The following is a 17,269-nucleotide window of genomic DNA, read 5'->3' as shown; positions in this document are numbered from 1 at the left end:
GGAAGATGCGGGGATTAAAAGATCAAAAGCATAAATTGGGATATGGATGTGCGCTAGGGCAACGCGCTCTTGGTATTTTGCAACAAGGGGCGCACAAGGGGCTTTCACTGGTTTTAAGCTTTTGCTTGGCTTTTCAGCCTCTGTTAGTGCAAGCGCAAGCAATGGGGGCACAAAGCCCTGTTGTACAAGAGAACCAAGGAATTAAAGCGGCAGAGGGGGTTGGCTCTGCTTACCACCCCACGGTGGGAGCCGCCAGCAATGGTGTGCCTTTGATTGATATTGCACGTCCCAATGGGCAGGGACTTTCTCATAATAAATATGACAGTTTCAATGTTGATGCCCATGGCGTGATTTTAAATAATTCCACCAAGGAGGTTTCGCCTTCACAGCTTGGTGGTTTGGTGATTGGCAATAGCAATTTGCGGGGTGTTGGGTCGGCAAAGGTTATTCTCAATGAAGTGGTGAGCACCAATCGCTCGCGTCTTGAAGGGATGAGTGAGGTTCATGGGCAAGCGGCTGATGTTATTGTTGCCAATCCCAATGGAATTACTTGTAACGGTTGCGGCTTTATCAATACACCGCGGGTAACCTTATCGAGCGGACAGCCAATTATTGGAGCCGATGGGGTTTTAAGCGGTTTTCGCGTTGAAGGTGGCAACATCACCATTGGATCTCGTGGCGCTGATGGAAGCTCAGTGGATATTTTTGATCTTGTTTCGCGCAAGATCAGTGTAGAGGGTCCCATACAGGTCAAAGGAGAGTTGGCTGTTGTCGCGGGGCATAATCATTTTGATTATCACAAACGAGAAGCAACATCACTAGGCTCTGATGGTAAAGAGCCAGAATTGGCGATTGATTCCAGCGAGTTTGGCGGAATGTATGCGGGTCAGATCCGCGTTCTGGCCAACGATAAAGGTGCTGGTGTTAAAATGAATGGGAACATGGTTGCCAATGCAGGCGCCATGAGATTGACAAGTGATGGTAAGCTGGTGCTTGCCAAAGCACGTGCCAAAGGAGCTTTGAAGGCTCACTCCCATCACGACAGTGTGCATGTGCAAGATCTTCTTTTTTCAGAAGAAGCGGTTGAACTGAAGGCTTTGAACAATGTTGAGCTTGCAGAGCATGCACGCGTTGCGGCAGGTGATGTTGTGACAGTGCACGCCAATAGGATTAAACTTGAGCGTGATGCGCTGTTGGCGAGTGGTATAGGCAGCGATGGCACACAGAGTGCTACGGGTTCTTTGCACTTACAGGCAACGAAGCTTGAGGCGGGGAATGGGCGAATAGCAGCGAGCAATCTTTTAGAGATCCAAGCAGCAGAAATTGACTTAAGTCGTGTGCAAGACAATGATCAGGCTGGGGTCTCTTCCCTTGGCGATCTGACGATTAAAACCAATCAAATTAGCGCTTTAAACAATCATATTGGAGCCAAGGGGAATGTTCTTGTGAAAGCCGATGATGCCCTCACCATAGGGGCTGGTCACTATAGTGCCGGCGGCTCTCTTTTGGTGGAAGCAGCACAGCTTAGATCAGGCGCTCATTTAGTTGCAGAACAAAAAGTAGACCTTTATGCGCGTAGCGGTGATCTTGTTCAAGAAGGCATTGTTTTGTCCAATGGGGAGGTAACGCTGGATGCCCATGGTGCCCTCAATCACAAGGGTGATATTATCGGTGTGCAGAAGGTTGCCGTGACAGCGGGTGGCATGGTTACAACCAGCACGAACAGTACGCTTTTAGGTCATGATGTGGGCTTGAGCGCGGGTGGGCTAACCCAAGCGGGGACTATAGAAGCACAAGGTGGAACTTTAAGCTTTCAAGTGCGTGATGGGGTCGCAAATAACGGCATGATGCGTGGTGAGAACATCAATGCGCATGCCGGTGCCCTTACAAACCATGGCACGCTTATTGCAATTCATGATTTGCATCTGATGCTGAACGCACAAGAGGGAGTAAATAGTCAACAAGCTTCCTCCCAACAAGCTTTTCTTGAGAATGCGTCTGATGCTCTGCTTCAGAGTGGTGGCGTTTTTGTTGTGATCGCAGGGCAATTACACAATGCGGGTGCACTTGGTTCTAGTGGTGAGAGCGTTGCGCTTAATGTGGCAGGGGATATGAGCAATAGCGGGCTGATTTATGCCAAGAAATCTGCGGCATTGTCCCTAGATGGTGCTCTTACCAACAAGCATGGCAAGATCATTGCCGAAGACAGTTTGACTATAGGCGGACTTGAGCAAGAACGTGCTGGGCGTGTGGTCAATGAAGCGGGTGTTCTCAGTGTTGTTACGGGCGAAATGAAGCTTGTGGCTGCGTCTTTAAGCAATAAGGGCGATGGGGCAGCAAATTTAGGCCGACAGGAGAGCAAATCCAATGAAGAGGCAGCATACATCTTAGCACGTGGTGGTTTGCGCATTGATGTTGGTGCTTTTGAAAATATTGACAGTCTCATCTCCACGCAAGGAGCAGTTAGTGTTGTTGCGGATGATATCACGCAGACAGGGCGCATAGAGGTTGAGAGTGGTGACCTTTACCTCAAAAGTCATGGTGATTTCACCAATAGTGGTGCGATAGAAAGCAATGGCGCAATCACTGTGCATGCACAAAAAAATCTCAACCAAATAGGACGTATTGTTTCAAAAGCGCGGGTGGAGCTTTCTAGTGATGGTACATTGATGATGGGCACACCAAGTGAGGTTGCTGCCTATGATGTGGCTCTTACAGCGGATACCCTCACCCAAGCGGGACTTGTTGAGGCACAAGGTGGGGCGCTTACTCTCAACAGTAAAGGTGTTTTAAGCAATTACGGCATTATGGTGGGGAGTGTTGTTGATGCGAAGCTTGGTTCTTTAGCAAACACCGGTCAGCTTTTATCCAATGGCGCTTTCACACTTGTGGCAGCAAAGCATGATCCCTCATTGGAGCAAGTCGCTCTGGTTTTAAATGGTGAAGGCGGCGTTCTCAAAAGTGGTGGCGCTTTTGTTTTAACCGCCGATGTTTTGGACAATACCGGCAGTATTGGTTCAAGTGGTGATGGGGTTGCACTCAATGTGAGCGGTGATCTGAGCAATAGCGGGCTGATTTACGCTAAGAAATCCGCAACGCTTTCCTTGAATGGCTCTTTGCTCAATAAGTTTGGCGATGTCATTGCCGAAGACAATTTAACTATTCGTGGGCTTAGTGGAGAGCGGGCTGGTCATGTCATCAACAGTTCGGGTCTTTTAGAAGCCGTATCCGGTGATATGACCTTCGATGTCTCAGCGCTTACCAACATGCGTGAAGGTGGGGTTGAGGTTAGCGATAAAGTGGTTGGCCATAGTTATGTGCGAGGAACATGGGAAAAAACTGAAGTTAGACACCATCAGATAAAGAAAGATGTCGACACAACGATCATTCGTCAGCAGCCTCATTTTACCAATAATGCTGCCCAGATTTTGGCAGGGCGTCATCTGACAATTAATGCCGGCGATATTCGCAATAGCTATAGCTTAATTGCTGCTAATGGCAACATTGTGATGCATGGCGATACACTGCTCAATGAGGGGCGCGATTTAACCGAAACAACTAAGGTTGTAACTGAAACGCATCGCAGGGAGAAGAAATGCAGGCCGTGGAATATAGGGTGTCATGGAGGAGGCATAAAAGATGAGGGACATTATACTGATATCCAAACAGCCACGCGCACTTATGATGCAGTTTATGGCACGATTGAAGCTGGTGGCACGCTTGATGCCAAAATTACGGGATATATTGATAATCATGCGGTGCGTGAAGGGGTTGAGCAAGTTGGCTTAAGTTCTGGCGATAAAGGCTTGGCTGGGGTTAAAAATAATGACTTTGACGGCTCAAAACCGCTGATCAGCAATGAACGCTTAGACGGTATTATCAATGGTTTAACAGGGCACAAAGGGCTTTTTGCACCGAGCATCCAAACACCAGCAACAGAAACCATACAAGTACCAACACAAGATGGGCTTAGCTCTGTTAAGACAGAGCTTGCTGGCAGCCAATCACCGGATGTGCCGTTTTTAGTTGAGACGCGTCCAGATTTTGTCAATCCAAGCAAATTTTTAGGTTCTGACTACTTCCTCAAAAGGGTTGGCAATTATAAGCCCGAGCAAGTGTTTAAAAGGTTGGGGGATGCCTATTATGAATATCGTCTGGTGCGTGAGCAAATTTTTGAACTCACAGGCAATCGCACTCTTCTTGATGTTGAAGATCCCAATGCTCAAATGCAAAGGCTTTATGACAATGCTGTAGAGCAGCAAGGCCCCTTGGGGTTAGAGCTAGGAGTGCCATTAACGCCTCAGCAGATTGCTGGGATCAAAAAGGACATGATCTGGCTTGAAACCCACCTTGTGGATGGAAAAGAGGTCTTGGTGCCGCGCGTTTATTTGGCATCAGGGGGTCACAAACCCACCAAGGCAGTCTCGCCAGTGCTCATTTAAAAGGCCATGGCATCACTTTAGCAGCAGAACGTCTGACCAATAGCGGTGCGGTCTTTAGTGATAATGCACTCCATATAAAAACCACGAAGACTTTGTTCAATGATGGTGGGTTTTTGCTTGGCAGCGGTGCTGTTGATCTGAGCAGTGATGGTCTTTTAGCCAATTCTTCTGGTGTTATTCATGGTGATGTGATCACCATGACGGGTAATACGATTATCAATAGCACCGCTAAAATCCGTGACAAGAATGCAAATGGTTTTGTTGATAGAGCTGGGCAGAAGGCGCAAATCCTTTCTGATCATGCTTTGAGCATTCAATCCCTTGGAGATCTTGGTGCAGAAGGAGGGGCATTCACCAGTGGCGGTCCGATGACGATGATTATCGGTGGCACAGGCATGATTGGCGCATTGGCGTTGGAGAGCGAACATAAGGAGACATTGGAAAAAGGGCATTATGATGCTCAAAGCCGTGATCATCGTTTGAGTGAAGTCAACAGTGGTGAGAATCTTACCATTGTTACGAACGGTGCTCTCATCGTGAATGGGGCTAAGGTTAAAGCTAAGGGCGATGCGGACTTTACCAGTGGTAACTCTCTCACCATGACTTCGGTGCAAAACTTTAGCAGCTATGACTTAGACCTTAGGGGCAAAGAAGGTGACAAATCGAAGCAAAAAAATAAATTCCGTCAACAATCCACACAAATCACCACAGACAAAACCACGGTGGAAACAGGTGGCAAGTTCTCTGCGCATGCGAAGGATGGGGATCTCACGCTTGGTGCAGTAGGCTTGAAAAGTGATGGTGAGATACATCTTGCGGCAGATAAGGGGAAGATCCAGTTTCTTAGCAACAAGGATCAAGATTTTAAGGACACTTATCAGCGTAACGAAAACCTTGTGTGGTGGAGTGAGAGCGACAAAGGGTATTTGAAAGAGACCATCAAGCATGTGACCATAGAAGCCGGCGGTGGCATGAAGATTGATGCGGGCAATGGCATTGTTGTTGAATATGAGAAAACCGGTGATTTAGACAAATCTCTTGAGCAATTGTCACACTCTCCAGGATTGTCATGGATTAAACAACTGCGTGATGATCCAGAATTATCCAAGCAAGTTGATTGGCAAGCCGTTCAAGCTGAATTTAAAGACTGGAATTATAAAGCCCAAGGTCTGACAGAAGCTGGTGCGGCACTTGTGGCATTGGCTGTCACGGCGGTTACGGGCGGAGCAGCCTCGGGTGCAGCCAGTGCCATTACCGGTGCATTGGGGCTTGGCTCGAGCACTGCCATGAATGCGGCGATACAGGCAGGTGTGCAAGCGCTGATCAATAAAAGCGCCATAGCTCTTGTCAATAATCGCGGTGATATTGCCGCAGCATTGCATGAGCTTGGTTCTTCCAAGAATGTTCTCAGCATTGTCTCTTCGATGTTAACGGCGGGCTTAACCAGCCAAGTAACGGAAATGGCCGGTGTTGGACAGTCTTTACCTAAAACGGCTCCTTTTGTCGATCGCATTACCCGTGAAGCAGAAAAGAACCTGATCAAAGCAGCCATTGGCACGAGCGTTCAAACGGCTCTTGAGGGTGGCTCTTTTGACAAGAACTTTTTTAACAATCTGCGTACAGCTTTGTCTGATACGGCTGGCAAGACGTTGGCGGAAGAAATCGGTACTGCCAAGGCTGAGGGCAAAATAGACACGGTCACGCAGATCGTTGCCCATGCAGGACTTGGCTGCCTAAAAGGCGCTGTTGCGAGTGGCGCTTGCACTGCCGGTGCTGTGGGGGGTGCTGTAGGCGAAGCCACAGCTATGCTCCAGTTTAAACTGTGGATGCAAGGCATTATACGCGAGGAAGTGGGAGATCTCAACGGTCGCACCCCCACTGCGGAAGAACAAGCTCGCATCACTGCCAAGATTGATGCGCAGTTTGCTGACTTTAGAGAGCACACCATTGATATCGCACGGGCTGCCGGGGGCGTTGCCGCTGCCCTTGCTGGTGGTGATGTTAATGCTGGTGCCGATGCTGCAGGTAATGCCGCAGCAAATAACTTTTTGGGTAGTGCACAACGCGCTCAGATGGAGAAAGAGCTAAAAGAGTGTCCTGATGATCAGTGTCGCAGAGATGTTAATGAAAAATGGTATGAGATTAGTGAAGAGCAAGATAGGATTTTTGGGATAGGTCTTGCGAAGGGTGTGGTTTCTGGTGTCGAAAAAGCAATAGAAAACGGAATATATGCGACAGCTCATGACATTAAAGAATTAGGACTGGCAATAGGAAACAGTTCAGTTGATGAGATCTATCAAAATGCTCTTAAAGGCGGTTGGACAGCAATGTCTTGGGCCGTGAGTGGACATGTAATTAATGATGTCTGGGGAGGTGCTGGTAAACTCTGGGAAGGAGCTGGTCAATTCTGGGGAGGTGTTACGGATTCCTTTGTAGGGTATATAGATCACGTAAAAGAAAACATGGACAAAGGAGGGGAGGATGGAGCACTCAGAGCGGGTTTTGAAGCCGGCCAGCCGGTAGGTGAAGCAGTAGGAAACGCGGCTTATATTGTGGCTTCTATAGTGGCTACTGACGGTGTTGCTGCAATAGCCAAGGGAGGCGTAAAGCTTGCGGGCACGCTTTTAGAAAAAGATCTCATCAAATTCGCTGCTAAAGCTGAAACAACAGCTGTTAAGACAGGAGAAGAAATCGCTCAATCAATTGGAAAGATGAGTGATGAAATTGTTGTAACTCAATATTTGGGTCAGGAAAGAAAATTCTGGTCAGCGGATCCCATTGAGGTTGAGTTTGAAATAACGAACAAGGGAGAAAAAATTACTCAGACAAACAAAGTCTATCAAAGAGAAGATCTGTTTGATCCTAACCAGATTGTTTCTTGGAGACAAGGAGGGAAAAAAGTATGGGGTACCAATATTGAGAGGATGAAAAAAGGAAAAGCACCTCTAGGCTTCGATAATAAACCTGTTGAATTGCATCATATGCTGCAAACACATGATGGCCCCATAGCAGAAGTTACTAATAAGTTTCATAATGAACATCATTCTGTTATTCATATTAATCCTAATACAATGGGATCGGGTATTGATAGAGACATTTTTGATAGGTGGAGACCCAAATATTGGAAGGAACGGGCTAAAATTATAGAAGAAAAGATGAAGCTAAAAAACAAGGAGAATAAACTATGAAAATTTATACTTTAGCTGATGTTGCACAATTAGTTGATAAATATCAGGATGTTATCGATTTTGGCACTGCAGAGGATGCGCCTGATGATATATGGATAAAGAAAGCTGAGGAAAGTCTCGGCTTACAGTTCACAACTTCTTATAAAGATTTTTTGAAAAATTATGGAGGAGGAGAAATTGGTTGTGAAGAAATATTTAGCATTTATGGGGATTATGTAGGTATTCCTGCTGGTGATATTGTTTATTATCACTTAACAGATATAAAAAATGGTTTAGCAAAACCAGAACAGCTTGTTGTGAGTAGAACTGATTTTGGTGAAACCTTTTACTTTGATTATACTCAGTTTCGAGATGGAGAGTGTCCGCTCTATCTTAAGTTTCCACCTAGCGATCCCCAGTATTACGCAAGTAACTTTTATGAATTTCTCTGTAAAAGAATTAAAGAGCACGCAGGGGAAGATTTATGAAAACTTACACTTTATCTGATGTTGCACAATTAGTTAATAAATATAGCGATCGTATCAATTTTGGTACTGCAGACAATGCTGTTAATGATGTGTTAATTGAAAAGGCTGAGAAAATTCTCGAACTGCAATTCACATCTTCTTACAAGAGTTTTTTGAAAAATTATGGAGGAGGAGAAATTGGTTGTGAGGAAATATTTAGCATTTATGGTGTGGATTTTGAAACTGTTTATGGTGGTGATATTGTTTACAACCGTTTAACAGAGATAAAAAATGGTTTAGCAAAACCAGAACAGCTTGTTGTGAGTAGAACAGATTTTGGTGAAACATTTTACTTTGATTATACGCAGTTTCAGGATGGTGAATGTCCAATCTATGTCCGGCTTCCATCTGAAGATTGCGAATATTACGCAAGTAATTTTTATGAATTCCTTTGTAAAAGAATTAAAGTACACGTGGGAGAAGAGATACCTGAAGGTGACCAACCTATTGAAAAGACTGAAAAAGCTCCCATTCCGCAACCTATCCCTTTTTACAAGAGTTTTTGGAAAAAACTATGGAAGAGGTGAAATTGATAGTAAGGAAAGTAACAACCTCTCCATACTTACAAAAATAAGGATCTCACGCTTGGTGCAGTAGGCTTGAAAAGTGGTGGCGAGATACATCTTGCGGCAGATAAGGGGAAGATCCAGTTTCTTAGCAACAAGGATCAAGATTTTAAGGACACTTATCAGCGTAACGAAAACCTTGTGTGGTGGAGTGAGAGCGACAAAGGGTATTTGAAAGAGACCATCAAGCATGTGACCATAGAAGCCGGCGGTGGCATGAAGCTTGATGCGGGCAATGGCTTTCCCACCAAGGCAGTCTCGCCAGTGCTCATTTAAAAGGCCATGGCATCACTTTAGCAGCAGAACGTTTGACCAATAGCGGTGCGGTCTTTAGTGATAATGCACTCCATATAAAAACCACGAAGACTTTGTTCAATGATGGTGGGTTTTTGCTTGGCAGCGGTGCTGTTGATCTGAGCAGTGATGGTCTTTTAGCCAATTCTTCTGGTGTTATTCATGGTGATGTGATCACCATGACGGGTAATACGATTATCAATAGCACCGCTAAAATCCGTGACAAGAATGCAAATGGTTTTGTTGATAGAGCTGGGCAGAAGGCGCAAATCCTTTCTGATCATGCTTTGAGCATTCAATCCCTTGGAGATCTTGGTGCAGAAGGAGGGGAATTCACCAGTGGCGGTCCGATGACGATGATTATCGGTGGCACAGGCATGATTGGCGCATTGGCGTTGGAGAGCGAACATAAGGAGACATTGGAAAAAGGGCATTATGATGCTCAAAGCCGTGATCATCGTTTGAGTGAAGTAAACAGTGGTGAGAATCTTACCATTGTTACGAATGGTGCTCTTATCGTGAATGGGGCTAAGGTTAAAGCCAAGGGCGATGCGGACTTTACCAGTGGTGACTCCCTCACCATGACTTCGGTGCAAAACTTTAGCAGCTATGACTTAGACCTTAGGGGCAAAGAAGGTGACAAATCGAAGCAAAAAAATAAATTCCGTCAACAATCCACACAAATCACCACAGACAAAACCACGGTGGAAACAGGTGGCAAGTTCTCTGCGCATGCGAAGGATGGGGATCTCACGCTTGGTGCAGTAGGCTTGAAAAGTGATGGTGAGATACATCTTGCGGCAGATAAGGGGAAGATCCAGTTTCTCACCAACAAGGATCAAGATTTTAAGGATGTTTATCAGCGTAACGAAAACCTTGTGTGGTGGAGTGAGAGCGACAAAGGGTATTTGAAAGAGACCATCAAGCATGTGACGATAGAAGCCGGCGGTGGCATGAAGCTTGATGCGGGCAATGGCATTGTTGTTGAATATGAGAAAACCGGTGATTTAGACAAATCTCTTGAACAATTGTCACACTCTCCAGGATTGTCATGGATTAAGCAACTGCGTGATAATCCAGAATTATCCAAGCAAGTTGATTGGCAAGCCGTTCAAGCTGAATTTAAAGACTGGAATTATAAAGCCCAAGGTCTGACAGAAGCTGGTGCGGCACTTGTGGCATTGGCTGTCACGGCGGTTACGGGCGGAGCAGCCTCGGGTGCTGCCAGTGCCATTACCGGTGCATTGGGGCTTGGCTCGAGCACTGCCATGAATGCGGCGATACAGGCAGGTGTGCAAGCGCTGATCAATAAAAGCGCCATAGCTCTTGTCAATAATCGCGGTGATATTGCCGCAGCATTGCATGAGCTTGGTTCTTTCAAGAATGTTCTCAGCATTGTCTCTTCGATGTTAACGGCGGGCTTAACCAGCCAAGTAACGGAAATGGCCGGTGTTGGACAATCTTTGCCTAAAACGGCTCCTTTTGTCGATCGCATTACCCGTGAAGCAGAAAAGAACCTGATCAAAGCAGCCATTGGCACGAGCGTTCAAACGGCTCTTGAGGGTGGCTCTTTTGACAAGAACTTTTTTAACAATCTGCGTACAGCTTTGTCTGATACGGTTGGCAAGACGTTGGCGGAAGAAATCGGTACTGCCAAGGCTGAGGGTAAAATAGATACGGTCACGCAGATCGTTGCCCATGCAGGACTTGGCTGCCTAAAAGGCGCTGTTGCGAGTGGCGCTTGCACTGCCGGTGCTGTGGGGGGTGCTGTAGGCGAAGCCACAGCTATGCTCCAGTTTAAACTGTGGATGCAAGGCATTATACGCGAGGAAGTGGGAGATCTCAACGGTCGCACCCCAACGGCGGAAGAACAAGCCCGCATCACTGCCAAGATTGATGCGCAGTTTGCTGACTTTAGAGAGCACACCATTGATATCGCACGGGCTGCTGGGGGTGTTGCCGCTGCCCTTGCTGGTGGTGATGTTAATGCCGGTGCCGATGCCGCAGGTAATGCCGCAGAGAATAACTACCTCAGCAGTGCGCAACAAGCTCAGATGAATAAAGAATTAAAGGAGTGTCCTGACCTTTTATGTGAAGCAGAAGTGTCTGCGAAGTGGTCTGTGATTAGTGGTGGGCAAAATATAAGCTTTGCGGCAGGTTTGGTAGCTGGTGTGCCTGCTGAATTATACGATACGGTTGATGGCTTTATGCAAATGGCCAGCCATCCCATAGATACTTTGAAAGCGCTCAAAGATTTTGTCACCAGTGGTAAGGTTTTTGCTACCCTTGGGCAATCCTATGTAGAGCGTATTGATCACTTGATGGCGGAATATGAGCGAGCGGGAGCTAGTGGATCCTTTAATGCTGGTGTTGAAGTCGGAAAATTATTGACTGAAGTAGCAGCGCTGTTTGTTGGAGGCGCTGGATTAGCCAAGGAAGGTGTAAAGCTTGGCGAAAAGGCTCTGATCCAGTTCATTGCGAGGAGAGATTTTGCCCAATTCGCTTCCAAGAAAAATCTTCTAGAACTTGCTGTTCAAGGAGATCCTGCCAAATTTGCCGCTAGAAAAGAACTGACCAACCTTGCTTCTGGAGAAAAAAAGCTTTGGTTAAACAAGAAACCCATTAAATTTACCGATAGCAAATTTGGTCAGACAAACAAAGTTTATCGGAGAGACGATTTGTTTGATCCTAACCAAATTGTTAGTTGGAAAGTAAACAAAAAAGACGTGTGGGGCACCAATATTGAGAGAATGAAAACAGGAAGAGCACCTATGGGTTTTGATGGCAGGCCTGTTGAGTTGCATCACCTAAAGCAAACGCCTGATGGACCCATAGCAGAAATGAGCCATGAATTTCATAAAAAATATACTTCCGTGATTCATGCTAATCCAAAAACACATCAATCGCTTATAGAGAGAAAAAAGTTTGAGAAGCAGAGAGAGGAATATTGGAAAGAATACGGCAATGGGCATGGAGAAGAAAAAAACAGTAACTTAGGAGGAATAATCGATATGAAATGGGGTATCATAGGTCTAAATTTTGACAGATGGGGACAGGAGCATGTGCAGTAATGCTCTACGGTTGATGAAAAGAGAAAAAACAGAAACTTATAGAATAATTTATGGAGAATAATTGATGAAAGCTTATACCTTAGATGATGTTGCTCAATTAATTAATAAAGTGAATAAATATGATGATGATATTATCAATTTTGGTAGTGAAGATGATGAAGAGAATGAAACAGATGATCTACAGATTGAAAAGGCGGAGAAAGCTTTGGGTTTGCAATTCACATCCTCTTACAAAGTTTTTTTAAAAAAATATGGAGGAGGAGAAATTGGTGGCGAAGAAATTTTTAGCATTTATGGAAATTGTGGGGAAGGTGTTCCTGTTGGTGATATTGTTTACCGAAACTTACTCGATAGAAAAGATGGTTTTGCGACACCAGAACAGCTTATCGTTTGTGATGCTGATTTTGATGAAACCTTTTACTTTGATTATACGCAGTTTCGGGATGGTGAATGCCCACTCTATGTCCGGCTTGCATTGGGTGATTGCGAATATTACGCAAGTAATTTTTATGAATTCCTTTGCAAAAGAATTAAAGTACACGTAGGAGAAGAGATACCTGAAGGTAACCAACCTATTGAAAAGACTGAAAAAGCTCCCATTCCGCAACCTATCCCTTTTTACAAGAGTTTTTGGCAAAAACTATGGAAGAGGGGCAATTGATAGTGAGGAAATATGGAGCGTTTATAACGCAAGTTTTGAGGATCATCTATGAAAACCTATACCTTAGATGATGTTGCACAATTAGTTGATAAATATCAGGATGTTATCGATTTTGGCACTGCAGAGGATGCGCCTGATGATATATGGATAAAGAAAGCTGAGGAAAGTCTCGGCTTACAGTTCACAACTTCTTATAAAGATTTTTTGAAAAATTATGGAGGAGGAGAAATTGGTTGTGAGGAAATATTTAGCATTTATGGTGTGGATTTTGAAACTGTTTATGGTGGTGATATTGTTTACAACCGTTTAACAGAGATAAAAAATGGTTTAGCAAAACCAGAACAGCTTGTTGTGAGTAGAACAGATTTTGGTGAAACATTTTACTTTGATTATACTCAGTTTAAGGATGGTGAATGTCCACTCTATTTTGAGGTAATATCTGGAGATCCCCTTTATTATGCAAGTAACTTTTATGAATTCCTTTGTAAAAAAATTAAGGATCATGCAGGTGAAGATTCATGAAAACTTACAATTTATCGGATGTTGCACAATTAGTTGATAAGTATAGCGATAGTGTCAATTTTGGTACTGCAGACAATGCTGTTAATGATGTGTTAATTGAAAAGGCTGAGAAAATTCTCGAACTGCAATTCACATCTTCTTACAAGAGTTTTTTGAAAAATTACGGAAGAGGAGAAATTTGTGGTGAGGAAGTATTTAGCGTTTATAATACAAATTTTGAGATTGCACGTAGTGATGATATTGTTTACCGTAACTTGAACGATATAAAAAATGGTTTAGCAAAACCACAGCAGCTTGTCGTCAGTAAAAATGATTTTGGTGAGATACTTTACTTTGATTATACGCAGTTTCGGGATGGTGAGTGCCCACTCTATATCAGAATTCCATCTGGAGATTCCGAGTATTACGCAGGTAATTTTTATGAATTCCTTTGCAAAAGAATTAAAGAAAGCGCGGGAGAAGAGATACTTGATGGTGATCAACCGATTGAAAAAACTGAAAAAGCTCCCATTCCGCAACCTATCCCTTTTTACAAGAGTTTTTGGAAAAAACTATGGAGGAGGTGAATTGATAGTGAGGAAAGTAACAACCTCTCCATACTTAGAAAAATAAGGATCTCACGCTTGGTGCAGTAGGCTTGAAAAGTGATGGTGAGATACATCTTGCGGCAGATAAGGGGAAGATCCAGTTTCTCACCAACAAGGATCAAGATTTTAAGGACACTTATCAGCGTAACGAAAACCTTGTGTGGTGGAGTGAGAGCGACAAAGGGTATTTGAAAGAGACCATCAAGCATGTGACCATAGAAGCCGGCGGTGGTATGAAGCTTGATGCGGGCAATGGCTTTCCCACCAAGGCAGTCTCGCCAGTGCTCATTTAAAAGGCCATGGCATCACTTTAGCAGCAGAACGTCTGACCAATAGCGGTGCGGTCTTTAGTGATAATGCACTCCATATAAAAACCACGAAGACTTTGTTCAATGATGGTGGGTTTTTGCTTGGCAGCGGTGCTGCTGATCTGAGCAGTGATGGTCTTTTAGCCAATTCTTCTGGTGTTATTCATGGTGATGTGATCACCATGACGGGTAATACGATTATCAATAGCACCGCTAAAATCCGTGACAAGAATGCAAATGGTTTTGTTGATAGAGCTGGGCAGAAGGCGCAAATCCTTTCTGATCATGCTTTGAGCATTCAATCCCTTGGAGATCTTGGTGCAGAAGGAGGGGCATTCACCAGTGGCGGTCCGATGACGATGATTATCGGTGGCACAGGCATGATTGGCGCATTGGCGCTGGAGAGCGAACATAAGGAGACATTGGAAAAAGGGCATTATGATGCTCAAAGCCGTGATCATCGTTTGAGTGAAGTAAACAGTGGTGAGAATCTTACCATTGTTACAAACGGTGCTCTCATCGTGAATGGGGCTAAGGTTAAAGCTAAGGGCGATGCGGACTTTACCAGTGGTAACTCTCTCACCATGACTTCGGTGCAAAACTTTAGCAGCTATGACTTAGACCTTAGGGGCAAAGAAGGTGACAAATCGAAGCAAAAAAATAAATTCCGTCAACAATCCACACAAATCACCACAGACAAAACCACGGTGGAAACAGGTGGCAAGTTCTCTGCGCATGCGAAGGATGGGGATCTCACGCTTGGTGCAGTAGGCTTGAAAAGTGATGGTGAGATACATCTTGCGGCAGATAAGGGGAAGATCCAGTTTCTTAGCAACAAGGATCAAGATTTTAAGGACACTTATCAGCGTAACGAAAACCTTGTGTGGTGGAGTGAGAGCGACAAAGGGTATTTGAAAGAGACCATCAAGCATGTGACCATAGAAGCCGGCGGTGGCATGAAGATTGATGCGGGCAATGGCATTGTTGTTGAATATGAGAAAACCGGTGATTTAGACAAATCTCTTGAGCAATTGTCACACTCTCCAGGATTGTCATGGATTAAACAACTGCGTGATGATCCAGAATTATCCAAGCAAGTTGATTGGCAAGCCGTTCAAGCTGAATTTAAAGACTGGAATTATAAAGCCCAAGGTCTGACAGAAGCTGGTGCGGCACTTGTGGCATTGGCTGTCACGGCGGTTACGGGCGGAGCAGCCTCGGGTGCAGCCAGTGCCATTACCGGTGCATTGGGGCTTGGCTCGAGCACTGCCATGAATGCGGCGATACAGGCAGGTGTGCAAGCGCTGATCAATAAAAGCGCCATAGCTCTTGTCAATAATCGCGGTGATATTGCCGCAGCATTGCATGAGCTTGGTTCTTCCAAGAATGTTCTCAGCATTGTCTCTTCGATGTTAACGGCGGGCTTAACCAGCCAAGTAACGGAAATGGCCGGTGTTGGACAGTCTTTACCTAAAACGGCTCCTTTTGTCGATCGCATTACCCGTGAAGCAGAAAAGAACCTGATCAAAGCAGCCATTGGCACGAGCGTTCAAACGGCTCTTGAGGGCGGCTCTTTTGACAAGAACTTTTTTAACAATCTGCGCATTGCCATGTCTGATACGGCTGGCAAGACGTTGGCGGAAGAAATCGGTACTGCCAAGGCTGAGGGTAAAATAGACACGGTCACGCAGATCGTTGCCCATGCAGGACTTGGCTGCCTAAAAGGCGCTGTTGCGAGTGGTGCTTGCACTGCCGGTGCTGTGGGGGGTGCTGTGGGCGAAGCCACAGCTATGCTCCAGTTTAAACTGTGGATGCAAGGCATTATACGCGAGGAAGTGGGAGATCTCAACGGTCGCACCCCAACGGCGGAAGAACAAGCCCGCATCACTGCCAAGATTGATGCGCAGTTTGCTGACTTTAGAGAGCACACCATTGATATCGCACGGGCTGCTGGGGGTGTTGCCGCTGCCCTTGCTGGTGGTGATGTTAATGCCGGTGCCGATGCCGCAGGTAATGCCGCAGAGAATAACTACCTCAGCAGTGCGCAACAAGCTCAGATGAATAAAGAATTAAAGGAGTGTCCTGACCTTTTATGTGAAGCAGAAGTGTCTGCGAAGTGGTCTGTGATTAGTGGTGGGCAAAATATAAGCTTTGCGGCAGGTTTGGTAGCTGGTGTACCGGCTGAATTATACGATACGGTTGATGGTTTTATGCAAATGGCCAGCCATCCCATAGATACTTTGAAAGCGCTCAAAGATTTTGTCACCAGTGGTAAGGTTTTTGCTACCCTTGGGCAATCTTATGTAGAGCGTATTGATCACTTGATGGCGGAATATGAGCGAGCGGGCGCTAGTGGATCCTTTAATGCTGGTGTTGAAGTCGGAAAATTATTGACTGAAGTCGCAGCGCTGTTTGTTGGAGGCGCTGGATTAGCCAAGGAAGGTGTAAAGCTTGGCGAAAAGGCTCTGATCCAGTTCATTGCGAGGAGAGATTTTGCCCAATTCGCTTCCAAGAAAAATCTTCTAGAACTTGCTGTTCAAGGAGATCCTGCCAAACTTGCCGCTAGAAAAGAACTGACCAACTTTGCTTCTGGAGAAAAAAAGCTTTGGTTAAACAAAAAACCCATTAAATTTACCGATAGCAAATTTGGTCAGACAAACAAAGTTTATCAGAGAGACGACCTATTTGATCCTAATAAAAGGGTTAACTGGATGGAAAACAAAAAAGAAGTGTGGGGCACCAATATTGAGAGAATGAAAACAGGAAGAGCACCTATGGGTTTTGATGGCAGGCCTGTTGAGTTGCATCACCTAAAGCAAACGCATGAGGGGCCCATAGCAGAAATTGGTAGTAAAGATCATAATAAATATACTTCTGTGATTCATGCTAATCCAAAAACACATCAATCGCTTATAGATAGAAAAAAGTTTGAGAAGTGGAGAGAGGAATATTGGAAGGAACGTGCTCAAGGCTATAGAGAAGAGGTAAACAGTAACTTAGGAGGAATAATCGATATGAAATGGGGTATCATGGGTATAGATTTTCAGAGATGGGGACAGGAGTATGGGCAGTAATGATCTACGGTTAATTGAAAAGAGAAAAAACAGAGATTTATAGAATAATT

General features: G+C 45.0%; 8 protein-coding genes and 2 pseudogenes. All 10 read left to right on the top strand.

Features of this window, described 5'->3' with window-relative positions; all coding sequences use genetic code 11:
• The first annotated feature begins 5 nt into the window (after positions 1 to 5).
• The 10 genes and pseudogenes from LBE40_RS04820 to LBE40_RS04775 all read left to right on the top strand — a co-directional run bounded on the left by LBE40_RS04820 (position 6) and on the right by LBE40_RS04775 (position 17,219).
• Positions 6 to 7,630 (top strand): annotated as a pseudogene (locus LBE40_RS04820) (two-partner secretion domain-containing protein).
• The gene (locus LBE40_RS04815) at positions 7,627 to 8,097 is read left to right on the top strand and encodes an SMI1/KNR4 family protein (RefSeq protein WP_252615157.1); all 471 of its coding nucleotides are present in this window, start codon (positions 7,627 to 7,629) and stop codon (positions 8,095 to 8,097) included. Before LBE40_RS04820 ends, LBE40_RS04815 begins: the two are co-directional and overlap by 4 nt.
• Entirely contained in the window at positions 8,094 to 8,663 is a 570-nt protein-coding gene (locus tag LBE40_RS04810) for an SMI1/KNR4 family protein (protein ID WP_252615156.1), read from the top strand. The genes LBE40_RS04815 and LBE40_RS04810 overlap by 4 nt, the downstream gene beginning before the upstream one ends.
• Positions 8,664 to 8,735: 72 nt before the next feature.
• On the top strand, positions 8,736 to 8,978 hold the full coding sequence (locus LBE40_RS04805) for a hypothetical protein (RefSeq protein ID WP_252615155.1): 243 nt from the start codon (positions 8,736 to 8,738) through the stop codon (positions 8,976 to 8,978).
• A pseudogene (locus LBE40_RS04800) lies at positions 8,945 to 12,067 on the top strand (DUF637 domain-containing protein); the annotation flags it as partial. The gene LBE40_RS04805 and the pseudogene LBE40_RS04800, both read left to right, overlap by 34 nt.
• A gap of 64 nt (positions 12,068 to 12,131) precedes the next feature.
• The gene (locus tag LBE40_RS04795; protein ID WP_208434769.1) at positions 12,132 to 12,728 is read left to right on the top strand and encodes an SMI1/KNR4 family protein; all 597 of its coding nucleotides are present in this window, start codon (positions 12,132 to 12,134) and stop codon (positions 12,726 to 12,728) included.
• 48 nt (positions 12,729 to 12,776) lie between these two features.
• A complete protein-coding gene (locus LBE40_RS04790) occupies positions 12,777 to 13,250 on the top strand; it encodes an SMI1/KNR4 family protein (RefSeq protein ID WP_252615154.1) in 474 nt (157 codons plus the stop codon).
• Positions 13,247 to 13,816 (top strand): SMI1/KNR4 family protein, encoded by a 570-nt coding sequence (locus LBE40_RS04785; protein WP_252615153.1) that lies wholly within the window; start codon positions 13,247 to 13,249, stop codon positions 13,814 to 13,816. Before LBE40_RS04790 ends, LBE40_RS04785 begins: the two co-directional genes overlap by 4 nt.
• A gap of 71 nt (positions 13,817 to 13,887) precedes the next feature.
• Positions 13,888 to 14,130: a hypothetical protein gene (locus LBE40_RS04780; RefSeq protein ID WP_252615152.1), complete on the top strand. Its 243-nt coding sequence runs from the start codon at positions 13,888 to 13,890 to the stop codon at positions 14,128 to 14,130.
• A gap of 113 nt (positions 14,131 to 14,243) precedes the next feature.
• Complete coding sequence (locus LBE40_RS04775) at positions 14,244 to 17,219, top strand: DUF637 domain-containing protein (protein WP_252615151.1); 2,976 nt, start codon at positions 14,244 to 14,246, stop codon at positions 17,217 to 17,219.
• Positions 17,220 to 17,269: the final 50 nt, after the last annotated feature.

This window comes from Bartonella taylorii, from assembly GCF_023920105.1.
Taxonomy (GTDB): domain Bacteria; phylum Pseudomonadota; class Alphaproteobacteria; order Rhizobiales; family Rhizobiaceae; genus Bartonella; species Bartonella taylorii.
The sequence above is the reverse complement of the archived record's forward strand: the minus strand, read 5'-3'. Positions and strand labels throughout refer to the sequence as shown.